General features: G+C 71.4%; 17 protein-coding genes. 4 read left to right on the plus strand and 13 right to left on the minus strand.

Annotated elements, in window-relative coordinates:
• Window positions 1–19: 19 nt before the first annotated feature.
• From CAP_RS06665 to CAP_RS06675, 3 genes are all read right to left on the minus strand, one after another.
• Window positions 20–943 (minus strand): isoaspartyl peptidase/L-asparaginase, encoded by a 924-nt coding sequence (locus CAP_RS06665; RefSeq protein WP_231511180.1) that lies wholly within the window; start codon window positions 941–943, stop codon window positions 20–22.
• Between the two features lie 2 nt (window positions 944–945).
• Window positions 946–1506, minus strand: coding sequence for a hypothetical protein (locus CAP_RS06670; RefSeq protein WP_044237467.1), 561 nt, complete (start codon window positions 1504–1506; stop codon window positions 946–948).
• Window positions 1507–2121: 615 nt separating this feature from the next.
• Window positions 2122–2595 carry a hypothetical protein gene (locus CAP_RS06675; RefSeq protein ID WP_044237468.1) on the minus strand — a complete coding sequence of 158 codons (474 nt, stop codon included), beginning with the start codon at window positions 2593–2595 and terminating at the stop codon, window positions 2122–2124.
• A 224-nt stretch (window positions 2596–2819) separates the two neighbouring features.
• Here CAP_RS06675 and CAP_RS06680 point away from each other — a divergent pair, with 224 nt between their 5' ends.
• From CAP_RS06680 to CAP_RS06690, 3 genes are all read left to right on the plus strand, one after another.
• A complete protein-coding gene (locus CAP_RS06680; RefSeq protein ID WP_044237469.1) occupies window positions 2820–4709 on the plus strand; it encodes a hypothetical protein in 1890 nt (629 codons plus the stop codon).
• Between the two features lie 20 nt (window positions 4710–4729).
• Window positions 4730–6043 (plus strand): pyridoxal phosphate-dependent aminotransferase, encoded by a 1314-nt coding sequence (locus tag CAP_RS06685; protein WP_044237470.1) that lies wholly within the window; start codon window positions 4730–4732, stop codon window positions 6041–6043.
• A 431-nt stretch (window positions 6044–6474) separates the two neighbouring features.
• Window positions 6475–6981, plus strand: a complete 507-nt coding sequence (locus CAP_RS06690) for a DUF2505 domain-containing protein (RefSeq protein ID WP_044237471.1) — start codon at window positions 6475–6477, stop codon at window positions 6979–6981.
• 81 nt (window positions 6982–7062) lie between these two features.
• Here the strand turns inward: CAP_RS06690 and CAP_RS06695 are convergent, their stop codons facing one another.
• The 3 genes from CAP_RS06695 to CAP_RS06705 all read right to left on the minus strand — a co-directional run bounded on the left by CAP_RS06695 (window position 7063) and on the right by CAP_RS06705 (window position 12050).
• On the minus strand, window positions 7063–8604 hold the full coding sequence (locus CAP_RS06695; protein WP_044237473.1) for a tetratricopeptide repeat protein: 1542 nt from the start codon (window positions 8602–8604) through the stop codon (window positions 7063–7065).
• Between the two features lie 64 nt (window positions 8605–8668).
• Window positions 8669–11311, minus strand: coding sequence for a serine/threonine protein kinase (locus CAP_RS43875; RefSeq protein WP_052374357.1), 2643 nt, complete (start codon window positions 11309–11311; stop codon window positions 8669–8671).
• An 82-nt stretch (window positions 11312–11393) separates the two neighbouring features.
• Window positions 11394–12050 (minus strand): hypothetical protein, encoded by a 657-nt coding sequence (locus CAP_RS06705; RefSeq protein ID WP_044237474.1) that lies wholly within the window; start codon window positions 12048–12050, stop codon window positions 11394–11396.
• A 116-nt stretch (window positions 12051–12166) separates the two neighbouring features.
• On the opposite strand from CAP_RS06705, the gene CAP_RS06710 reads away from it, so the two are divergent.
• On the plus strand, window positions 12167–12901 hold the full coding sequence (locus tag CAP_RS06710) for a hypothetical protein (protein ID WP_197041047.1): 735 nt from the start codon (window positions 12167–12169) through the stop codon (window positions 12899–12901).
• Window positions 12902–12947: 46 nt separating this feature from the next.
• Here CAP_RS06710 and CAP_RS06715 read toward each other — a convergent pair whose 3' ends face one another.
• The 7 genes from CAP_RS06715 to CAP_RS43880 all read right to left on the minus strand — a co-directional run bounded on the left by CAP_RS06715 (window position 12948) and on the right by CAP_RS43880 (window position 21937).
• The gene (locus CAP_RS06715; protein WP_231511181.1) at window positions 12948–13775 is read right to left on the minus strand and encodes a lysophospholipid acyltransferase family protein; all 828 of its coding nucleotides are present in this window, start codon (window positions 13773–13775) and stop codon (window positions 12948–12950) included.
• A 145-nt stretch (window positions 13776–13920) separates the two neighbouring features.
• Window positions 13921–14832, minus strand: a complete 912-nt coding sequence (locus tag CAP_RS06720) for a hypothetical protein (RefSeq protein ID WP_156040555.1) — start codon at window positions 14830–14832, stop codon at window positions 13921–13923.
• A gap of 62 nt (window positions 14833–14894) precedes the next feature.
• A complete protein-coding gene (locus tag CAP_RS06725; RefSeq protein WP_044237477.1) occupies window positions 14895–16403 on the minus strand; it encodes a class I adenylate-forming enzyme family protein in 1509 nt (502 codons plus the stop codon).
• Window positions 16391–17557: an enolase C-terminal domain-like protein gene (locus CAP_RS06730; RefSeq protein WP_081864638.1), complete on the minus strand. Its 1167-nt coding sequence runs from the start codon at window positions 17555–17557 to the stop codon at window positions 16391–16393. The genes CAP_RS06725 and CAP_RS06730 overlap by 13 nt, the downstream gene beginning before the upstream one ends.
• Window positions 17558–17601: 44 nt before the next feature.
• Window positions 17602–18549 carry a 1,4-dihydroxy-2-naphthoate polyprenyltransferase gene (locus CAP_RS06735; protein ID WP_044237479.1) on the minus strand — a complete coding sequence of 316 codons (948 nt, stop codon included), beginning with the start codon at window positions 18547–18549 and terminating at the stop codon, window positions 17602–17604.
• Window positions 18546–20450, minus strand: a complete 1905-nt coding sequence (gene menD / locus CAP_RS06740) for a 2-succinyl-5-enolpyruvyl-6-hydroxy-3-cyclohexene-1-carboxylic-acid synthase (RefSeq protein ID WP_052374359.1) — start codon at window positions 20448–20450, stop codon at window positions 18546–18548. The genes CAP_RS06735 and menD overlap by 4 nt, the downstream gene beginning before the upstream one ends.
• Window positions 20447–21937, minus strand: coding sequence for an isochorismate synthase (locus tag CAP_RS43880; protein ID WP_052374361.1), 1491 nt, complete (start codon window positions 21935–21937; stop codon window positions 20447–20449). The genes menD and CAP_RS43880 overlap by 4 nt, the downstream gene beginning before the upstream one ends.
• Window position 21938 lies beyond the last annotated feature (1 nt).

Consider the following 21938-nt stretch of genomic DNA (forward strand, 5'->3'; position numbering starts at 1 on the left):
CGCTCCCCGCGCACGGCGTTCAGTACCCCGACAGCTCCCCTCGTTCCCCCGCGACGGCCCACGACATGGTGTCCGTCGAGCGCGCCAGCCCCCAGCGGCCCGTGGCGTCGAGGGCGATCACCCCGCCCGTGGCCTGCAGTCGGTCCCGGGTCCGCGCGATCTCGACACGCGCAGCTTCCTCGGGCGAGGCCCCTGCGCGCATGTGCTCGGCCACGGCGCGGGCCACCCCGAGGCGGATCATCGCCTCGCCGTGACCGGTCGTGGAGACCGCGCCAGCCTCGTCGTCCGCGTATGTCCCCGCGCCGATGAGGGGAGAGTCGCCCACGCGACCAACACGCTTGTTGAGGGTACCGCCCGTGCTCGTGGCTGCCGCACGGAGCCCGGTCGCATCGAAAGCGACGGCACCCACGGTCCCTCCGGCCCAGCCAGTAGGACCCTGACCCGACTGTGCAACGTGCAACGCAGCCCTGGCAGCCTCGGTCACGAGGGAAGCCTCGTCGACGGACGTGAACCCGCGCGCGAGCGCGAAGCGAGCCGCGCCGCCAGCGGCATAGAGCACATGACGGCCGTCCTCCAGCACCGCACGCGCGATCGCGACGGGGTTCCGGAAGCCGGAGAGCGCGCACACCCCACCGGCGCGCAAGGTGCGCCCTTCCATGATCGAGGCGTCGTGCTCGACCCGCCCCTCCTCGTTGAGGCTTGCCCCCGTACCGGCATTGAAGAGCGGATCGTCCTCGAGGGCCCGCACGGCGCGCTCCACGGCATCGAGGGCGCTCCCACCGGCCCCCAGAAGCTCGGCCGCGACCCGCGCCGCCCGCAGACAGCCTTCCACGTGAAGCGCGCGCCGCTCCAGGGGAACGTTGCCAGCGCCCCCGTGCACCAGGACGCAGTACCGTCCGCCAGCAGCGCCTTGGGTGTGAATGGGAGTGGCTTCCGTGACCACCGTCAGGGCTCCTGCTCGGGTCCCGCGATGCGGACCCCTTCGAGCGCATACGCCATGGAACAGGGCAGCGTCGCGAAGAGAGGCGCTTCTCCTGCGACGAGATCGATGCACTCCGAGTCGGCGGTGGGCGCGAACTGGTAGGTCATGCGCCCCGTGAACCCCGGGACAGGCTCGTCCCCCACAGCCTCGTCGAGCGTACCCGTGGCCGTGTCACGGCGCTCGATGGAGCACGGCGGATACGCGAGTGTCTCCTCGGTCCGCATGTCGACCACCGAGGTAGAGACGACCGAGAAACTCACCTCGTCGGCAGCGAGCACGCCGGCGGCGTACCCTGTACCGGTTCCCCAGTAGATCGTGCCCTCTTCGTGCGCGAGATCGATGTTGAATTCCCAGGTCGGCGTCGCCCCGAGCGCCCCTTCCCCGCATGTGTTCGAGGCACGGGTTCCGGTGACGTGGAACGTGCCGAGCTGCCCACCTGGCTGCTCGGAGGTCGGGCTGCCGAGCAGCTTGTCGCACCCGACGAGCGCTGGAAGCACGGCGAGAAGGAGCGTCAGCTTGCGCACGGGCCTTTGCCTAGCCCGCGGCCTGTGCACGGGCCAACTTCGGGGCGCGATGCGCAAGAAAGAACGCAAAAGAGAACGCAAAAGAGAACGCAAAAGAAGACACAAAAGAAAAACGGGCCGGGTGCTTCGTTTGCACCCGACCCGTCGCGCGGGCCTCACCGGAGGCCTCTGGGCGACCCTGGTCGCGTCGTAGGCTTCTCCTCGCATCCTTTCGGATGGCGCGCCGTCACCGGCTCGCGGGAGGTCTACGCTGCAACCTCGTGCAGGTCAGACGAGCCCAGCCTCCGCGTAAGAGCCACTGGAACGCTGCATGAGTCTCTCCCTCCTCCGGCTTGCCGGCACCCTGCGCCGAACGGATCGAGCCGCCCGGCAATGCCAAGGGTGTTCGTGCGTCGACCTCGCCGACCATCGTCTGCGTGGTCTATCAGGGCCTGGCGCCACGGTGCTCCGCAGCAGGACCATCCTGGAGCGTTTGCTCCCTCCCGGCCTCGAAGAGGAGCCTAACACCGCTGTTCAGACGAGCAAGGCGCTCCTGCGAGATTGGCGCCCCCTCGGGCGTCTTTTGGATCTCGGGATGCGTCCGTGAGTGACCGGGCGGAGACGCCGGAGACGCCTTCACCCCTGGATGAGCCAGCTTGCGTCGTCCTCGGGGCCTGCATGCAGCGCGGCCCCCAGCGCGGCATCGATCAGCGCTCTCGGGTGCACACCGCTCCGGAGCAACGCAGGGACTCCGTCGCCCGGACCCGTCGTGAGCGATTCAATCGAGATCTCGGTCTCGACACCAGAACCGAACGACGCGAGGGTCGCGACCGCGGTGATCTCGCGTTCGTCGAGCAGGCGCCGGATGGAGATGGTGCGCCGCACGCGCTCGCAGTCCTCCGCCCAGGCCTCGACCCACGCGTGTGCATGCTCGTCCAGGCCTCGGAGCACCAGCCTGGGAGGCAGCGAGAGCCGCGGGTCGTTGGCCGCAGACACTGCGCTGTGAAAGCCGCGCACCTCGCGGCAACCGATCACCTGCCCTGTGTCGACGCTCAGCGAAAACCGGCTCGGTTCGACAGCGGCGCTGGTCGACCTGGAGCCATCCTCCATGCCCGCATCATTCGCAGGCTGCCCGCAAGAGAACCACAGGACGTCATCCGGCACGATTGAGACCCTACACCAGCCTAGGAGTGCACAGGAAGCCTGTCGGCGGGCCCGAAACGCACAAACGGCGCGCACGCCCACGTCTGATTTCGGCTAAGGTGGCCGCGCCTTACCGGAACCCGCCCCTGCGGTAGCCGGCTTACCGGCAGAGTCTCCAGCACAGCCTCCACATGAAGCTTAACGCTCAGCAGCTCCAGGAAATCTTCATCGGCCTCGGTGTGTACCTCGTCGCTGCCTGGGCGCTCGCGACCCAGGTCCCTGCACGCTGGCGCACCTATGGCCAGAAGATCGCGGCCGTCCTCGGCATCGTGGTTTTCTTCGTGGGCGTGCAACGCTACGTCGCGGACCACGCGCGCGCCGTGGACGTCGCCAAGGCGGGCATCGCGATGATGGCCGCGAGCTGCGTGTTCTACGAGGCGCACCGTGCCGGACAGCGCCGCCCCGTCGCCGAGCGCTGGAAGAAATTCGTGGGCCTGACCCTGGGGGTCGCCGCGATTGTCCTCTACTTCAATGGTTTCCGCTTTGGCTACCCCAAGTACTGGCACCGCTGGGACCAGTACCATTACTACATGGGAGCCAAGTATTTCCCGGAGCTTGGTTACCGGAACCTCTACAAATGCTCCCTGATCGCGCAGGACGAGCTGGGGGTCGTCGAGTACACGAACGAGGACACCGGCAAGAAGGTGCGCCTCGACATGACGAAGGAGGTGCGCCACCCGGACAAGAAGATCCGGAATCTGAGCGGCGATAACCTCCTCAAGCCCGCAAGCGAATTCCTCGGCAAACCTGAAGAGTGCAAGGAGGGGTTCACGCCCGAGCGCTGGGACGCCTACAAGCGCGACGTGCAGTTCTTCCGCACGGTGTCCGACAAGGGCTACTGGGAGGACATGCAGAAGGACCACGGGTACAACCCACCACCTGTGTGGACCCTCGGCGGGAAGTTCTTCGCCGAGATCCTGGAGCCTGGACACCGCCTGTTCGGCTCGCTGTGGGTACAGCACCTCGCGATGCTCGACGTCCTCTACATTGCGGGCATCTTCGTGGCCCTCTACTGGGGCTTCGGGTGGAGGGTGTGCGCGGTCGGCGCAATCTTCTGGGGCTGCCAGTCGTCGGCGCCCTTCTACTGGACGGGCGGAGCTTTCCTCCGGCAGGACTGGCTCTTCTGGCTGGTCCTCTCCGTGGCGCTGCTGCGCAAACGCTACTTCGCGCTCGCGGGGGCCAGCGTGGTCTACGCCGGGTTGCTCCGCATCTTCCCGGGCATCGTGGTCGTCGGTGGGCTCACGGTCGCGGGCATTCACCTGGCGCGCCACAAGCGCATGCCCGCGCACCACGTGAGGATGTTGCTCGGTGGAATCGCGGCCGCAGCCATTCTGATCCCGGCGAGCATGGCCGTCGCTGGCAAGGACGCCTACCAGCAGTTCTACAAGCACACCCTGCAGGTGCACGACCAGACGCCGCTCACCAACCACATGGGCCTGCGGGTGCTCGTCGGCCAGACGACACCCATCGAGATCAACGAGCGCATCGGCCCGGTGCCGCTGCCTGGCGTGAAGCTCGGCGTCGGCGTCGAGTCCGGGCGCATGGAGTACACGCGCGACAACAAGCTGCAGGATCCCTTCGAGGTCTGGAAGCGGATGCGCAACGAGCGCTACGCGAAGTACAAGTGGGTTGCGTACGCCATCGTCGCCGCCATCTTCGCCTTCTTCGTGTACGTGTGCCGCCGCGTGAAATCGCTGTGGATCGCCACGTGCCTCGCGCAGATCTTCATGATCCTGGGCGCGCAGCTCACCTGTTACTACTACTCGTTCATGATCCTCTGCGCGCCCCTCACCCGGGTGAAGCCGCAGACGGAGGTGCCGCTCTTCGGGCTCGCCGCGCTGAGCCAGTTCATCTGGATGGCGTTCTACTGGAACGACGACAAGTACTACACGCTCACCGCCATCTCGCTGGCGTTCTGCGTCTACCTGCTGTGCGTGTTCTCGGGCCGTGGCCTCCCCTGGCGGAAGCAAGGCGACGAGGCGCGCACCACCCCCGCGGACGCCGCTGCGCCGCAGAGCTGAATCTCGCCGAGGACACGCGCATGAACGACGTTCTACAGAAGGGTTCTTCCACCTCGCCCGCCGCCCCTGAGCGCACCATCAGCGCCTTCCGCAAGGTCCCGCGCACGGGCGTCATCTACGTGACCACCGAAGCCTCGCGCCTCGGGTTTCGCCCTGGTGCCGAGGAGGGTGAGGACGGGTGGTGCAACCTCGGCCAGGGGCAGCCCGAGATCGGGCCTCTGCCCGGCGCCCCTCCCCGCTGCGAAGCGGTGAGCATCGCGGGTGACGACCAGGAGTACGCGCCTGTCGCGGGCCTCTGGGAGCTGCGCGAAGCGGTCGCCGATATGTACAACCGCACGTACCGCCGCGGCATGCCCTCGCGCTACTCGGCGGAGAACGTCTCGATCTCCGGCGGCGGCAGGGCAGCGCTCACCCGGGCCGCGGCATCCCTCGGGCAGATCAACCTCGGCCACTTTCTGCCCGACTACACCGCCTACGAAGAGCTGCTCGACATCTTCCGCCTGTTCTCTCCCATCCCCATCGTCCTCGAAGGAGAGCGAGGCTATGCGTTCTCCGTCGGCGACCTGCGCCGCGAGATCCTCGGACGGGGCCTGAGCGCGCTACTCCTCTCGAACCCCTGCAATCCTACCGGCAAGCACGTGCGCGGAGAGGAGCTCGCCGCCTGGGTGCACACCGCCCGGGAGCTCGACTGCACGCTGCTCATGGACGAGTTCTACTCCCATTACGTGTACGGGATGGGCGACGTGGCTCCCATGGAGAGCGCCCTCCGCTACGTGGAGGACGTCAACCACGACCCGGTCGTGGTCTTCGACGGTCTCACCAAGAACTGGCGCTACCCGGGCTGGAGGGTCACCTGGACCGTGGGACCTCGCGAGGTCATCGACGCCGTCGCGAGCGCCGGCAGCTTCCTCGACGGCGGTGGCTCGAAGCCCATGCAGCGCGCCGCCGCCCGGCTCCTCGACGCCGAGCCCACCCGGGCAGAGACCACGGCCATCCACCGCGTCTTCTCTCGCAAGCGGGAGATCCTGCTGAACGGCCTCCGCAAGCTGGGCGTCACCATCGACGTGGAGCCCGAGGGGACCTTCTACGTGTGGGGCTCCGTGGCCGACCTCCCCGAGGGGATCAATGACGGCCATTCCTTCTTCCGCGCCGCGCTGGAGCAGCGCGTCATCGTGGTGCCCGGCGAGTTCTTCGACGTGAACCCCGGCAAGCGACGCGCGCAGCGCCCCAGCCGCTTCCGCCACCACGTGCGCTTCTCGTTCGGTCCCAGCGAAGAGGTCCTGGTAAGGGCCGTCGAGCGACTCACCCGGATGGTCGCCGAGTACCGCCGCTAAAACCGGCTGAGCCCGGGGCAGTCACCCGAGGACTGCCCCGAGACACGCGGGGCCACACACCCCGTGGCGCACGTCGCTGCCTGCGCGACAGACAAAAAAAAGCACGCCGTAGACTCGCGGGGGGGGGGAAGCGAGCGACTACAGCGTGCCGAGTAAGCGCGCCACACGGGCCTGGGGGGGGGATAAGGCCTCCGTGCGACGCTGACCCCTACCTAAGCACCAAGTATGCCAGGCGTGTGGCAAAGGCTGTTCAATATCTTACGTGCCGCCCACGCCCCATGCCTTTCAGAAATGAAAACTCGTCTTTGCAACGTGAAGGGGATGAAGGCTCCTTCTTCGTCTGGAGGGGCCGTCTGGAGAAGAGGCTCTTCATGGACGTCTCCGGACGGCTGCGCTAGAGCCCGAGCACACACTGTACGGCGAGGAAATTCATGGGCAAGTTCACCATCAGCCACGAGATCAACTGCGACGCCGAGACCTTCTGGAAGGTGTTCTTCGATAAGACCTTCAATGAAGAGCTCTTCAAGAACCAGCTCGGGTTCCCCCGGTACGACATCGTCGAGCAGCGGGAGACGGACCAGGAGGTCTTCCGCAAGGTCGTCGGCCAGCCCAAGATGGAGCTGCCCGGCCCGGTGGCGAAGTTGATCGGCCCCGGCTTCAGCTACATCGAGGAAGGCCGCCTCAACCGCAGCACCAAGGTCTGGTCGTGGAAGATGACCCCCAGCACGATGGCCGACAAGCTGCGCCAGGAAGGCACGATGCGCATCGAGCCCGTCGGCGACAAGAAGGTCCGCCGCGTCACCGAGATGACGATCGAAGCGAAGGTGTTCGGCGTCGGGGGGCTCATCGAGAGCACCGTCGAGAAGCAGCTCCGTGAGGGCTGGGACCACAGCGCGCAGTTCATGAATCGCTGGATCGCGGACGGCAAGGCCGGCTGAGTCCCGCGCCTCTCGCGTCCTCTCGCGGGATCCCCTGGGTTCACCCGGGATCCCGCGAACTCACCGCGCATCCCGCTCCGCTCAGCCTGCGGCGGGCCCGCTCTCTCCAGCCGCGGGCAATTCGGGCGTCGCGCCCTGCTCGTCCATCGCAGTCACCGCACGCTTCGCGCGCTTGCGCACGTCGACGTGGAGCGCGTCGTCGAAGTTGAGCGCCGAGAAGCAAGCGCGGGCCTCGGCCTTCTTCTCCAGGCCCAGGTAAGCCTCGGCCTCGTTCCAGCGCAGCTTCCAGTCGCGCTTCTTCATGTCGGTGATCTTGGCCGCATCGTCCAGGATCTCCTGGTAACGCTGCTGCTTGCCGAGCTCACCCCAGTACTCGGCACGCAGCTCGTCCCGCTCGGGCGCGAGCGACACCGCCTTGGCGAAGTGGGCGAGCGCGTCGTCCTCGCGACCGATCGCGAGCTCGGCGCGCGCCCGCGAGCGCCACGCCCCTGCGCTGTCGGCGTGCGCGTCGACGAAGGCCTGAAGCGCGGGGAAGGCGGCGTGCATCTTCTGGAGATCGTTGGTGTCCTCCGGCAGGAACCGGATGGTGAGCGCCTCCAGATCGCCGGGGTCCACCTCGAGGGCCCGATCGATCGCCGCGCGCGCATCGTCTCCGCGCCCTGCGGCGGACAGCGCCTTCGCCAGCTCCACCTGGGCCCCCGCGGAGCGCGGCGCGCGCCCTGCGTAGTCCTCGGCCGCAGCCAGCGCCTCGGGCACCCTGCCCAGCGCCCGCAGCGCCGAGATACGCGCCAGCTCCGCCCGCTCGATCTGGGTGGAATCGGGGTTCTCGGCCTTCGCTGCCGCGGCGATGGCGCGCTCTGCGGCGTCGAGGACCACCCCATGGCGCAGCTCGCGCTCGTGGTAGACGATCTGCTCCACGTAGAAGCCTGCATCGCGTGGCTCGGCGTCCCACTGCCCCTTCAGGTACTCGCCCACGGAGTCGGCGCGCACGTAGAGGAGCGAGTTCGCGTCCCGCGGGTTCTCGTAGATCGGCGCGAGCACCCGCATCTGCACCATGGCGTCGAGCGCCGCCTGGTGGTCGGGCTTCGCCTCCAGGGCGAGGACCATCTCGTCCAGCGCCGCGTCCCGGTCCTCCATCGCGAGGTGCACGTGACCCAGCGCCACGTGGAAGTCGGGGTCACCCTCGAAGGTCTTGCGGATCGCCTTGAAGTTCTTCAGCGCAGCCTGGAAGTCTCGCTGGTTGGCCTGCGCGGACGCGAGGTTCAGCTTCGCGGCATGGTCCTCCGGATCCATGGTGGTGATCCGCTTCAGCGCGGAGAGCGCCTTCTCGTAGTCGTTCTCCGCGAAGGCCTTCTGCGACTTCTCCCAGAGGGGCGCCTTGTCGATGAACGCCTCCAGGCTGCTGACGACGTTGCTGTTCTGCTTGCGCCAGACACCGCTCTTGCCGGGCTCCGAGTTCGCGAGGAAGTCCTTGATCCACTTCCGCGCGTTGTCGATGCTGAGCCCCTTCTCCGCGAGCCCCTCGAACTCCCCCTTGGGGACGGGCAGCTTCGGTGGAAGGCCCTGCCGGCGCGCCATCTTCTCGTCCAGCCCGATGAGCAACCAGTCGTCCTGCTCCGCCATGCTGCGACGGTAGCTGTCGGGCCCTTCCGGGATCAAGCAAGGTGTGCCGCGGACGACGCCGAAGTCACGAGAAGACCAGGAACAGCAACCCGAGCACGACCAGGAACACACCGATCCCCACGAGCGCCGCGAGGAGTCTGGGCATCCCGAACAGGGTCGGCGCCAGCGACGCCTGCAGCTCCGCAGCACCTCCCGTCGACAGCGCGGCCGAGGGTAGCCCCCCGGGCATCGCCGGCCCCGACGGGAGGAAAGTTGCACCACCCGTCCCTGAAGGCCCGCCTGACTGGAGGTAGCTCGGCCCCGACAAACCGGACGCAGGACCCACCCCCGCATTCGGCGTCAGGCGGAGCGTGGGGTTCGGTGATGACGGCACCGGAAACCCTGGTGGTCCCGACAAGGGAGGGCCGCTCAACGCCGCAGGGCCATTCAGCGGCGCCCCATGGTTCCCACCGAGGCCGGACAGCTCCGGCGCCGCGTTGCCTCCCCGGAAGCCGAGGGCCAACCCCGCATCCCTGGCGAAGGGCGGAGGCTGCGAGAGCCCCGCGCCGGAGGGCGGCGGCGCCGGGATGGCAGAAGGCAGCGGTGTCGCGGAGGCCCCGGGAGGCGCCGACGATGCACCGGGTGCAGAACGTTCGAGCGTGAGCGCCTCCTCGAGCCGGAGCGAGGCATCCAGAGGGCCCGCGCTCGACAGGAGACGCACCGCCTCCGCTGCCACAGCCGCTGCCTGACCCATGGCCCTGGCCGACGCGGCGAGGCGCTCTGCTTCCTCACGCAGCCGCGCTGCCTCCCGGGCGAGGCGCTCGGCTTCGGCCACGACCCGGTGCTCGGACAGGCTGCCCATGCCCCGGGAAGCCGAGGTCTCCGGCGGAGGCGACGAACGCGCAGGCCCCTCGGCCGACGTGCCCCCTGTGGGAAAGGGCGCCCCTGGTCCCCTGGGAGGTGGCAAAGGCCCGACGGCCTGGGGTGAAGGAGCATTCCTCCCAGGCGCCGGAGGGGGTGGCGGCGGCGCACTCCGCCCCGGCAGCGGGGGCGGCGGCGGCGGCGGTGGCGCGCTCCGCCCGGGCAGCGGAGGTGCACGCAGCGGCGAAGGCATGGGAGGGATGGGCGCTTCGGCCCGGAGCGGCAGCGTCGGCAGCTCCTCCGACATCATGTCGCTCATGGTCGGCAACGCGCCCGGCAGGACCGGCGGCCCCGGGAGGCGCGGCGCCGGCATGTGCAGCGCCTTCACCGTCGTGGTGCGTGCATCGCTGTCCTCGTCGAGGAGCGTGTCGCGCGGCCCCCGGATCTGGCTGATGGCCGTGTCCCGCTCCACCGACAGAGAGCCTGGCTGCCCGGGAGCAGCCCCGACCGACGTGATGACGGGTGACCCGATCCGCGGCAGCGGCACCGTCCTCCCCTTCTTGATCAGCGTCGGCCCCTCTTCGCTCCACCCGCCGAGCGATCCTGTGGGCAGATCGTCGTCAATCCCGTCGTCGTGCAGGTTGCGGCCGAGGATCACCCGCCCGCCCACATCGGAGGTGATCTCGGTCCGCTCCTCGTCGTTCGGCGCTCCCGGCGCGCCCGACGCTCCCGGAACTCCTGCTCCCCCGCGCTGCTGCTCCACGAGGGGCACACCCTTCGCGCCGAGCACCGTGATCGGCCCACCCAGGAACGAGTCCGCGCGCGGCGGAGGCGGCGGGTTCGGCCGCCCCCCGACCGCCTTGTTCACCGGCATCGACTCGCCCGACGAGGCGAGCTCGCCGGCGATGGCCCGCTCGAACCAGCGCATCTGCCGCATGGCATTGCGCCGCACGAACCGCGCCAGCGCCTCCTGGCCTCCGTGCTGGTAGCCGTGCGCGTGCAGCCACTCGTCGAGCCGCGCCAGGATCTCCTCGGCGCTCTGGTAGCGCGCTCCCGGGTCCTTCTCCAGGCAGCGGTTCACCAGCGCGACCAGGCCCTTGTCGATCTTCGGCCGCAGCTCGCGCAGATCTGCCGGAGGTGCCGTGGCGATGAGGTGCACCATCTCGAACTCGGTCGGCGCCGCCCACGGGTGCTGCCCCGCGAACAGCTCGAACAGCATCACCCCCAGCGCGAACAGGTCGGCGCGCCGATCGATCTCGCCCCCCTTGGCCTGCTCGGGAGCCATGTACGTGGGCTCCCCCTTGAGCGTCCCGGTGAGCGTCCGGGTCATGCGCATCTTCGCCTTCGCCAGGCCGAAGTCGGCGATCTTCACCTCCCCCTGGAAGCCCACCAGCACGTTGCCCGGCGTCAGGTCCCGGTGCACCAGGTTGAGCAGCTCCCCCGAAGGCGCGCGCAGCCCGTGCGCCGCCGCCAGCCCCCGGCAGATCTCCGCTGCCGTGTGCACCACCAGCCGCTCGGGGAACGCCTCGCCTGTCTCGGTGACCGTCTTCATCAGCCGGACGAGGCTGACTCCCTGCACCAGCTCCACGGCCAGGTAGGACCCCTGCTCGTCGGTTCCCCACCCCGTCACCTCCACCACGTTGGGGTGCTTGAGCGAGGCGGTCATCCACACCTCGTCGAGGAACTCGGTGGCCACCCCCGGGTCCTCGGCCAGGTGCGCGTGCAGCCGCTTCACGGCGCCGAGCTCACCGACCCGCCGCGGCCCCAAGATCCTGCAGAGATCGACGCGCGTCGTGGCGCCCACCGCGATCTCGGCGAGGTACTGAAAGGAGAGCCCCGCAGGGGCGGGCTCGGGGAGCCGAGGCATGCGGCCGCGAGTCTACCGGGGCGGGGCTCCGTCCCGAAAGGGGTTTGGAGGGCCCGCGCGTACCTGGGGGACGGGGCTGCCCCTACACCCCGACCCCTGCCGCGCGGAGCGCAGCGCGGAAGCCCCTGGGCGTGGCACGGAGGTGCACGTCGAGGTGGTCATCCTTGGTCTTCAGCGCACGGACGCCGAGCACCGGCGTCAGCACCCGCAGCATCTGCGCCACCTTGGGATTGGCGGCCACCTGGGGGTCCTTCAGCAGGTCCAGCGTGATCCGATCGTCCTTCGCCTCCACCAGCGCGGCCGGGCGCTTCGGGAGGAAGCTCACCAGGTTCCCTGGCTGCGAGATGTCGAGTGCTCCCGAGCGCAGGAGCCCTGCGAGCGGCGAGTCCCCGTCCCCCAGCACCGTGAGCTTCAGGTCGGCGATGCGCAGCCCGACCAGCACCGCGTCCGCGCGCACATCGAGCTCTTCGGCGAACACCACGAGCGCGACCCGCAGCGGCATCCCCATGACCTTCACCGTCATGGACACCCGGAGGCCCGGCGGCGCCGCCTCCAGCACGATGTCCTTCGGAGCCTTCTTGCCACCGGCGAACTCGCGCACCAGGTACCTGAGGGCGTCGATCGGCACCCCGACGCGCAGACCAAGCGCGCCGCGAAGACCTCGGACGACCTCCTCGGGATGAGCCTTGAGGTAGGTGCTTGCCTGGCGCAGCAGCGCCCTGGGATCGGGCTTGGGCATGGGCGGGGCAGGCACGATTGCCCAGGAGCGCCCCCGCGCGCAAGAGGGCGCTGTGAGGATCGCGCCTGCTTCTCCAGGAATGGTCCTTGCGAATGCTGGGGCCGGAGGGAAGCACGATGCGGATCCATGGGATGGCGCTGCTCCTTGCGGCAGCCGTGACGCCTCTCGCTTGCGCGCAGGGAATGCAGCTCGACGAAAGCACCGAGGCGCTTCAGGAGAACGACGGGCAGGGAGAGGTCGACGAGGCGACTGCGGTCGACGCCGACACCGGCACGGACGCCGACACCGAAGAGGCGTCGACGGGCGACAAGCAGCTCCAGGGCGCGGCGACAGCCTGCACGCCGGGCCATGGGCGCGCCTGCTACACCGGCCTCGCCTCCACGAGGGATGTCGGCGCCTGCAGCGGCGGCATCGAGATCTGCTTCTCCGACGGCTCTGGCTACGGCCCCTGCGAGCACGAGGTGCTCCCCGCCGAGGAGACCTGCGCGAACGACATCGACGACGACTGCGACGGCGCGGTGAACGAGGGCTGCGAGTGCACGCCTGGCGACACCGAGCCCTGTTACAACGGCCCTCCGGGCACCGAGGGCGTCGGCATCTGCCAGGCTGGGATGCGCACCTGCACCGAGGAGGGCACCTGGAGCCCCGCCTGCGTGGGCGAGGTGCAGCCATCCCTCCGCGAGGACCTGAACTCCCCGTACGACGACGACTGCACGGGCACCCCCCACGACTCTCTCTGCGAGCAGAACGGGATCCTGACCTGCCCCAGCGGCAACTGCATGCAGGTTCCCCACTGCAGCAACGCCGGAGGCATCGTCGCGTGCGCCTTCCCCTGGGAGTGCCTGCCCTGAGCGCGAGGCGAGCGCGCACGCGGCCTGGGCCTGCGTGACGAGGCGCTCAGCTCTCGGCGACCGCCTCGGCAGCCGCGCTCGTGGGCAACTCCACGCCGGTCGGCGCTGCCTTCGGAGGCGTCCCACCGAGCGAGAGGTGCAGGTCCAGCACGGCGGCGTGGGCGCGGTCGCGGATGTCTGCCACGCTCACGGCCTCCTTCCCCTCGGCGCGGATCTGGAGCGGCGCGCCCACCCGCACGTAGACGTCGCGCATCCGCCCGTCGCCCGTGTCGGGCGCTCCCTTTTTCATCAGCTTGTGCGTGCCCTCGAGCGCCACCGGTACCACTGGCACCCCCGCGCGCACGGCCGCATAGAAACCGCCGCTCTTGAAGGGGCGCAGGATCCCGTCCTCGCTCCGCGTCCCTTCGGGGAAAATGAGGAGCGGCTTGCCCTCCTTGAGCACCTGCTCGAAGCGACCGATCACCTGGGCCGCCGCGCGCGACCCGCCGCTCCGGTCCACCGGGACGTGACCTGCGAGCTGCAGGTGCCAGCCGAGGAAGGGGATCTTCATCAGCTCACGCTTTGCGGCCCACTTGTAGTCGTTCGGCAGCACCGAGCCGAGCACCAGGATGTCGAGCAAGCTCTGATGGTTGGCGCAGTACAGGAACGCGCCGCTCGTCGGCACGTTCTCCAGACCGCTCACGTGGACGTCGATGTTGAGTCCACGCGCGCTCGACTGACACCAGCGCTGCATCGCCCACAGGCTCGCACGGTGATCCCGGGTCAGCGGCCCGAGGGAGAGAGAGATCGACCCGTAGCCCACGGTGCGCGCGACGAAAGGAACCCACTGGCGCGTCGCTCGCCATGCTTCCTTGAGATCCATGAGCGTCGGCATTACCACCGCCTTTATCGCGAGAAAACGCATAGCGTTTTGCGCACCATGCCCTTCTGGAGCCGTGGTTTGCCGAGTCACCGGGTCATGCACGCAGCGTGTCATGCAGACCGGACAAAGGCGACGCTCGCGACGCCGCGCGCTTCCCTCATCCCCCTTCGAGCTTGAGCACCAGGTGGCCCCATCCCACGCGGACAGGTCGGCCGGCGCGCTCGAATTTCACCGTGTAGAACCCCACGTCGTCGGCGCTCTGGAGCGTCGCTGGCCGGAGCTCTCCTACCCATGCCGCCCATACCTGGGTCCCGACTTTCTGGTTCTTGAACTGGATCGGGATCGGCTTCAGCGCCGCCTCCTCGACGATCCGCGCCGCCCCCCCGTAACCGAGCACGAACCACCGCGCTGGCGTCTCCTCGCCGAGCTTCGACACGAGCAGCACCTGACGCCACCCATCGCCCTCCCGGAGCGCCGCGTAGTTGCCCGGCACGAGCCCCTCCTGCTGGGGGACGAACCGCGCGTCCTTGAGCATCGCCTCCGGCGCCCGCCCATCCGCGTCGGTGAACTCCACGCCCACCCGGTCCTTGACGAAGCGACGGAGGATGCCGTGCTTCATGACCCCGTTCCACTCGGTGAGCACCGGTGCCTGCAGCGCGAGCCGCGGCTTGTCCGGCACCGCGATCACGTAGCCCGGGTGCACCTTGTACGAGGCCCCTCCCCTCCCCTCCACGATCAGCTCGTCTCCGTCGAAGCCCACCACCGTGGCCGCGTAGAAGACCAGCGTGGATCCCGGCTTTGCCGCCGCCAGCATCCGGTCCGAGAAGGTGAACACGCGCCGCCCCGGATCGAGGCGCATCCGCCGCACCGGCAACCCCAGCGGATTCGAGGGCGAGCCTGCCGCCGGCGCTGGCGCGGAGTCGGCCGGGGCCGCGCCCGCAGGTGGCTCCGGAGCAGCAGCGCTGACCGGGGTCGCGGGCGTCGGTGGTGCAGGCGGGGGCGCGCCATCGTCGCAGGCAGCAGCCAGCGCGATCGCGGCCGCCACGAAGGGTCTCCATCGGTCGGCCATGACGGGCGGAGCATGGGCCCTCGCCCGCAGGAGCGCGAGCAGAAATCCACCCCGCCGTGCGTTCACCGCGACGAGAGGGGCCGCAGCGCCCCTGCGAGCCGCGCCACGGCGCGCGCACGATCCAGCTTCCCCGCCGGCGTCACCGGCAGCTCCTCCACCACGGCCAGCAGGCGCGGGCGCTTGTGGGAGGCCAGGCGCCCCTGCAGCTCGGCCGCGAGCACCGCCTCCACCGCGGCCTGCTGCGCAGCCGAGGGCACGCCCCCCGCCGGCTCCGGCACCACGGCGGCCGCCACGATCTGCCCCCACCGGTCATCGGCGACGCCGAACACGAGCGCCCGTGACACCCCCGTGCACGCCTCGATGGCGCGCTCCACCTCCACCGGATAGACGTTCTCTCCACCGGTCACGATGAGATCTGTGCGCCGCGCGAGAACCTGGAGCCTCCCGGCGGCATCGGTGCATCCGAGGTCACCCGTGTCGAACCAGCCCTCGCCGTCGACCACGACCTCCGGAGGCAGGTCTGCGCCGCGCCAGTAGCCCCTGAACAGCGACGCGCTCTTCACCTGGATGCGCCCGACCCCCTCCCCGTCCACGCCCCCGATGCGCACCTCCGTCCCCGGAAGCGGACGCCCCGATCCCGCCTCCACGACCGCCGGGTCCCGCGGCTGCTGCGAGGTCACCTGCGAGCAGGCCTCCGTGAGCCCGTACGTCGTCAGCGCCGGGACACCGCGACCCGCGCACACCGCGAGCACCCGCTCCGGCGCGCCCGCCCCGCCCACCAGGATGGCCCGCAGCCGCGCGAGCACGTTCCCCTCATCCACGTCGAGCAGCGCCGTCAGCATGGTCGGCACCACCGAGAGCAGCGTGGCCCGCTCCCGCACGATCGCCGACAGCACCGCCTCCGGCGCGAAGCGGCCCACGAGGATCATCGTGCGCCGCGCCAGCAGGCACCGCGTGAGGATCGACAGCCCACCCACGTGGCACAGCGGCAAGCAGAGCAGCCACCGATCGTCCTCGCGAAACCCCAGGTTCTCCGCGCTCGCCGCCGCCGCCGCCACGAAGGCCCGCCGCGACAGCACCGCTCCCTTGGGGCGCCCGGTCGTGCCCGAGGTGTACAGGATCGCGAGATCCCCTTCCTCCGGCGACGCAGGCACAGGCACCGCAGGCATCACAGGCACCTCGCCGCGCGGCGCTCCCCCGGCTTCCCCCGCGAACGCCCCCGCGAACATCGCCTCCAGCGCCGCCAGATCGGCCTCGCGCACCACCAGCGCGGGCCGCGCGTCCTCCAGCAGCACCGCCACCTCCGCCTCCGTCAGGCGCGGATGGATCGGGACCAGCACCGCCCCGAGCGCGAGCAGCGCATGGATCGCCACCACCACCCCCAGCCGGTTCTGCGACAGGATCGCCACCCGCACCCCCGGCCCCACCCCCGCGCCCTGGAAGTGCCCGCAGAAGGCCGCCGTGGCCCGCGAGAGCGCCCCGTAGCTCAGCGTCACCCCCGGGGCGACCAGCGCGATCCGCTCCGCCACCCCCGGCTCGCCCGCGGCCTCGATCAGGTTCAGCCCGTCCATGGCGCCATCCCCAGCCCTGCCCGCCCCGTCCCCGCGACCACCGCCTCGCCCCGACGCTGCGGCACCTCCCGCGCGGGCCACGCTGCGAGCCCCGCGTGCGCATCGAGCCCGCACGCGAGTGGCGCCCGCGGCAGACCGAGCGCGAGCTCGCACGCTGCCGCGAGGCCGATCGGCCCGTCCATGAAGTGCGTCACCACCACCGCGATCCCCTTCTCCTGCGCCATCACCCCGAGCGCATGTGCCCGCAAGAGCCCCAGCGCTGCCGGCTTGAGCACGAACGCCGCGCACCCGCCCGCCACGCACACCCGCTCCGCCATGCCCTCCAGGCCCAGCGACTCGTCCGCCGCCCACGGCACCGCGCACGGCCCCAGCCGATCGAGCAGCTCCGGCGCCACCGGCTGCTCCACGAAGCGCACCCCGAGCGGCCCGAGCGGCGACCCCGGCGAGAGCCGCCGCCTCGCCTCGTCCTCAGTCCACGCCCCGTTCGCATCCAGCCGCAGCTCCAGCCCCTCCGGCACCTCCACCTCGCGCCGCAGCACCGCGAGCGCTTCCACCTCCGCGGCGAACGCTGCCTCGTCCCGCCCCCGCATCTTCACCTTGAGGCACCGCACCCCGCGCCCGACCAGCGCCTGCGCCGTCTTCACCAGCGCCGCCGCCCCATCCGCCGCCACCGCGAGCCCGTTCACCGGCACCTCCGCGTAGGGCCGAGCGCCCCCCAGGCACGCCGCGATCGACAGCCCGACCCGTTGCCCGAGCAGATCCAGGAGCGCCGTCTCCAGCGCGAAGCGCGCCGAGGGCACCCCGTCCAGCACCGCCGCGACGGGCACGAGCGCGCCCCGCACCACCGCGACCACGGACCCCGCCGTCCCCTGCGAGAGACCAGCGCCCTCCGATCCCGGTGCCGCTGTCTCCCCCAGCTCCCCTGCCCCCCTCAGCGCCTCCACGGCCATCCCCAGCGCACGCGCGCAGCTCTCCGCGTCCTCCCGCGAGAACCCCGGCAGCGGCGCCGCTTCTCCGATGCCGGTCCGCCCTGCCCCGTCGCCGAGCGACACCACGAACCCTCGCCGCCCCCGCGCGGCGTCGAGCACCGCCTCATCCACCGCCGCGGAGGCGACGCGCAGCCCGCGGGCGCGCTCGTACGTTTCCCCGCCCATGCCCCCGCGGGCGCGCTCTTGCGTGCCCCCACGCGTGCCCCCGCTCATGCCGCGGACAGCGCGATCCCGGCCGCAAACAGCACCGAGAACATCAGCAAGAGCTTCGCCGTCGCGGCCAGGCAGGCATTGAGCGGCCGCCCCTCCGCCGTGCGCAGCGTCTTCACGCACCGCAGCGCGACCGGCAGCGTCACGATCGGCAGCAGCACCCACGGCATCCCGCCCGCAGCGTGCGCACCGAGCGCCCAGCTCCGCACCGGCCCTGCCGCGAGCGCGACCGGCACCGCGTAGGCCACCAGCAGCAGCAGCACGTACTCCGCGACGCCGCCCTTCCTCCCCAGCCGCACCGCGAGCGTCCGCTTCCCCGCGCGCACGTCGGTCTCCCGGTCGCGCACGTTGTTCACCACCAGCACCGCCGTGGCGATCGCCCCGACGGGCAGCGCCGCGAGCCACGCCAGCGGCGGCACACCCCCGAGCTGCACGAACACCGTGCCGCACACCGCCACCAGCCCGAAGAACAGGAACACGAACACATCACCGAGCCCGTGGTAGCCGAGCGGGTAAGGGCCTCCCGTGTAGGCCACCGCGGCCAGGATCGACGCCACCCCGATCGCCACGATCGCCAGCCCGCCCACGCTCACCAGGTACAGCCCGAAGGGCAGCGACAGCGCGACGGCCACCAGCATCCCCATCCGCACCTGCCGCCCCGAGAGCAGCCCCGACTGCGTCGCGCGCGTAGGCCCCAGCCGCTCGTGCGTGTCGGCGCCCTTCTCGTGATCGAACACGTCGTTCGCGAAGTTCGAGATCACCTGGAACAGGAGCGCCCCGAACAGCGCAGCGAGCGCCGGACCGAGCCGCATCCCCCCGAGTGCGTACGCCACGGCGGTCCCCACCACCACCGGCGCCACCGCCACCGGCAGCGTCGCCGGCCGGCACGCGAGCACCCACGCCTTGAACGACCCCGGCGCGATCCCAGGTACGGCCACCTCGCTCATGATCCCTGCACCCCGCGCTCGCGCAAGAGCGCCCCGAGCCGCCCGCGCACCGCTTCCTGGAGCTTCGCCGCCCGCGCCGACCCGTCGGCTGGCGGCACCACCGCCTCGATCAGCGTCGCCCCGCGCCTCCGGTGCGCCTCGGCCAGCGCCGCGTCGAGCGCCCCGGCCTCCTCCACCCGCGCGTACGCCACCCCGAACATCGCCGCCGCCTCTCCGAACGCCACGTGCTGCGGCATGGTGAAGCACTGCTCCAGCATCTCCGCCGGGGCGCTCGACGCGATGGGCAGGTGCTCGAAGATCCGCCCCCCGTCGTTCTGCACCACCACCACCACCAGCGTCGCCCCTGCTGCTCCTGCCCGCGCCGCGAGCCCGAGCGAGGTCAGATCGTGCAGGAGGCTCAGGTCTCCGAGCACCAGCGTCACCGGCCTTCTGCCCGCATCACCCGCCCCGCGCGCGTCGCCCGCATCGCCCGCATCGTCCGCATCGCCCGCGTCGCCCGCGTCGCCTGCTCCGCGCGCCGCCACCGCGGCGCCCACCGCACCTGCCACGAGCCCGTCGATCCCGCTCGCCCCGCGCTGATGCAGCACCTCGATGGGCGTCTCGGTCGTCGCGCAGTACGTGTCCAGATCCCGCACCGGCCTGCTGTTGCCGATCATCAGCAGCGACCCTGCCGGGCATGCCTGCACCGCCGCCCGCACCACCGCGCCCTCGCACAGCCCCTCTCCGGCCGGGACCTCCACCGCGCGCGCCGCGAGCGTGTCCACCACAGCTCCCGCCTGCGCGAACGCCTCGCCCCACGCCCGAGGCCCCCCCGTCCCCTTGCCGAGGCGCGCCGTGATCGCCTCGCACGCTTCCGCCGGCTCCACGAGGAACAAGGCCGTCGCCGCGCTCGTCGGATCATTGAACCCGTGCGGCGCGATCACGTACCGCGCCGCGGTCGGGTGCTCCGCGAGGTACGCCGCGTAGCCCGCCGACGTCGGCGGCGCCCCCAGCTCCAGGATCAGGTCCGGCGCGTGCGCCGCGCGGAACTCCCGCGTCTTCAGGAACAGATCGAAGGCCCCGGGCGCCACCACCCCCGCGCGCAGCCCCCCGAACCGCACCTGGCTCGTCGCCTCGGCCAGCACCGGAAACCCCGTCGCCTGCGCGAGCGCCGTCACCGCCGCGCGCAGGCGCCCTGGCGCGCTCCCCATCGGCGCGGGCCCGCACACCAGGATCCCCCGCTCGGCGCGGCTCACCCGCTCGCACAGCGCCTCCAGCGCCGCCGCATCGATCCCCGCCTTCGGCGCGATCACCCGCGGCCCCCCCCGCCGCATCAGCGCTTCCCACTCCGCCTGCCACGGCTCCGGCCCGTCCACGCGCACCGGCTCCAGGGGCTTCCGGAACCGCGCGTTCACGTGCACCGGCCCCGGCGTCGGCCCCAGCGTCGCCGCGACTGCCTGCGCCGCCACCCGCGCCACGGCCCGCAGCGCGAGCGCCGACGGATCCGGGAGTCCCAGCTCGGCGAAGTGCCGCACGTGATCCCCGAAGAGCTTGAGCTGATCGATGGTCTGCGGCGCCGCCACGTCGGCGAGCTCCCAGGGCCTGTCCGCCGTCACCACGAGGAGCGGCACGAAGCTCTGGCTCGCCTCGATCAGCGCCGGGAATGCGTGTGCCCCCGCCGTCCCCGAGGTGCACAGGAACAGCGTCGGCTTCCCCGTCACCCGCGCCTGACCCAGCGCGAAGAACGCCGCGGCCCGCTCGTCGATGACCCCGTGGCACCGGAGCTCCCGCTCCCCTGCCGCTGCCAGCGCCAGCGGCGACGAGCGCGACCCGGGGCAGATCACGGCCTCGCGCACCCCCGCATGCACCGCCGCCCGCACGAAGAGCTCAGCCCACGCCATGTGCAGGTTCGAGCCGCTCACGCCACACCTCCCAGCGCGGCGAGCATCGGCCGCCGCTTCGCCCGCACCTCGGAGAACTCCATCTCCGGCTCCGACCCCGCGACGAGCCCCACCCCTGCGTAGAGCCAGGCCCGCGTCCCCTCCACCAGCGCCGAGCGCAGCCCCACCCACAGCGCCCCGTCCCCGCCCTCTCCGAGCCAGCCGACCGCCCCCGCGTACCAGCCGCGCGGCGCCGGCTCCCGCGCCCTGATCCACCCGAGCGCCGCAGGGCGCGGCGTCCCGCAGATCGCCGGCGTCGGGTGCAGCCGCCCCGCCAGCGCCAGCAGCGACACCTTCTCCACCAGCACCCCCCGGACCGGCGACCAGAGGTGGTGCACGTTGCGCAGCGTCCGCACCACCGGCACCTCCGGCACGGTGAGCGACGCGCAGAGCGGCGTGAGCACCTGCGCGATGGCGTCCACCACCAGCGCGTGCTCCCGCCGATCCTTGTTGCTCCCGAGCAGCGCCCGCGCCGCCTCCGCGTCATCGCCCCGCCGCGGCATGGTCCCCGCCAGCGCGTCCACGTCGAGCGCGCGCCCCTCCACCGCCACGAGCCGCTCCGGCGACGCCCCCACGAACACCGCCTTCCCCCGCGGCAGCGCGAACCGCGCGCACTCCGGGTAGCCCTCCCCGAGCCGCCCCAGCGCCTCGCCCACCTCGAACGGCGCCTCCGCCGTGAGCAGGCTCGGCACCGCCAGCACCACCTTCGTCATCGCCCCCGACGCGAACGCCCGGAGCGCCTCGCGCACCAGCTCGTGGAACACCCCGGGCGCGCACAGCTCCTCGTGCGTCACCGCCGCCGCCGTGGGCACCAGCGTCGCCCGCTCCTGCACGGAAGCTTCCGCGAACACCCCCACCAGCGCCGCGAGCGCGCGCTCCGCCTCCGCCGCCTCCGCCGCGCCCACGGTCACCCGCAGCACCGCGCGCTCCCCGTCTGTCGCGTACACCCACGCCGGCAGCACGAAGCTCGCGTCCGCGAACCCTTCCCAGGGTGGCGCCACCGCTTTCTCTGCCGCCGCCTGCGCGCCCGGCGTGAACGCCACGCCCCCGAAGAGCCGCGGCCCTGGCGCATCCGCAGGCGCCTCCCGGAGCGCTTCCTCTCCCTCACCCTCGCGCGTCTCGCCTGCGCGCACCTCGCCCGCGCGGACCCGCCGCGGCGCCACCCGGGCCAGGATCTGCGACGCCTCCGCCGCGACCTCGGCGAGCGCGCCCTCTCCCTGCGCCTCCGCGCGTGCGGCCTCGCCCCACCCCACGAAGGCCCACCGCGTCCCCCGCGGAGGCGGCGCGTCCCAGAAGGTCGCCGGCGCTCCGCCATGCGCCTCGGCCAGCGAGAACGCCAGCTCGGGCGTCACCACGGGCGCGCCGACCGCGAGCGTCACCAGCGGTTGGTTCACGTCGGAAGCCGCGCCGAAGGCCGCGCCAGAACCCGCGCCGAAGGCCGCGCCAGAACCCGCGCCGCCGCCTGCCATG

This window comes from Chondromyces apiculatus DSM 436 (assembly GCF_000601485.1).
GTDB lineage: Bacteria > Myxococcota_A > Polyangia > Polyangiales > Polyangiaceae > Chondromyces > Chondromyces apiculatus.

Excerpts from the sequence above, each read along its gene's own strand:
- CAP_RS06675 (WP_044237468.1), bottom strand. The coding sequence starts at position 2,595 with ATGGAGGATGGCTCCAGGTCGACCAGCGCCGCTGTCGAACCGAGCCGG.
- CAP_RS06680 (WP_044237469.1), top strand. The coding sequence starts at position 2,820 with ATGAAGCTTAACGCTCAGCAGCTCCAGGAAATCTTCATCGGCCTCGGT.
- CAP_RS06685 (WP_044237470.1), top strand. The coding sequence starts at position 4,730 with ATGAACGACGTTCTACAGAAGGGTTCTTCCACCTCGCCCGCCGCCCCT.
- CAP_RS06690 (WP_044237471.1), top strand. The coding sequence starts at position 6,475 with ATGGGCAAGTTCACCATCAGCCACGAGATCAACTGCGACGCCGAGACC.
- CAP_RS06695 (WP_044237473.1), bottom strand. The coding sequence starts at position 8,604 with ATGGCGGAGCAGGACGACTGGTTGCTCATCGGGCTGGACGAGAAGATG.
- CAP_RS43875 (WP_052374357.1), bottom strand. The coding sequence starts at position 11,311 with ATGCCTCGGCTCCCCGAGCCCGCCCCTGCGGGGCTCTCCTTTCAGTAC.
- CAP_RS06705 (WP_044237474.1), bottom strand. The coding sequence starts at position 12,050 with ATGCCCAAGCCCGATCCCAGGGCGCTGCTGCGCCAGGCAAGCACCTAC.
- CAP_RS06710 (WP_197041047.1), top strand. The coding sequence starts at position 12,167 with ATGCGGATCCATGGGATGGCGCTGCTCCTTGCGGCAGCCGTGACGCCT.
- CAP_RS06715 (WP_231511181.1), bottom strand. The coding sequence starts at position 13,775 with ATGCCGACGCTCATGGATCTCAAGGAAGCATGGCGAGCGACGCGCCAG.
- CAP_RS06720 (WP_156040555.1), bottom strand. The coding sequence starts at position 14,832 with ATGGCCGACCGATGGAGACCCTTCGTGGCGGCCGCGATCGCGCTGGCT.
- CAP_RS06725 (WP_044237477.1), bottom strand. The coding sequence starts at position 16,403 with ATGGACGGGCTGAACCTGATCGAGGCCGCGGGCGAGCCGGGGGTGGCG.
- CAP_RS06730 (WP_081864638.1), bottom strand. The coding sequence starts at position 17,557 with ATGGGCGGGGAAACGTACGAGCGCGCCCGCGGGCTGCGCGTCGCCTCC.
- CAP_RS06735 (WP_044237479.1), bottom strand. The coding sequence starts at position 18,549 with ATGAGCGAGGTGGCCGTACCTGGGATCGCGCCGGGGTCGTTCAAGGCG.
- CAP_RS43880 (WP_052374361.1), bottom strand. The coding sequence starts at position 21,937 with ATGGCAGGCGGCGGCGCGGGTTCTGGCGCGGCCTTCGGCGCGGGTTCT.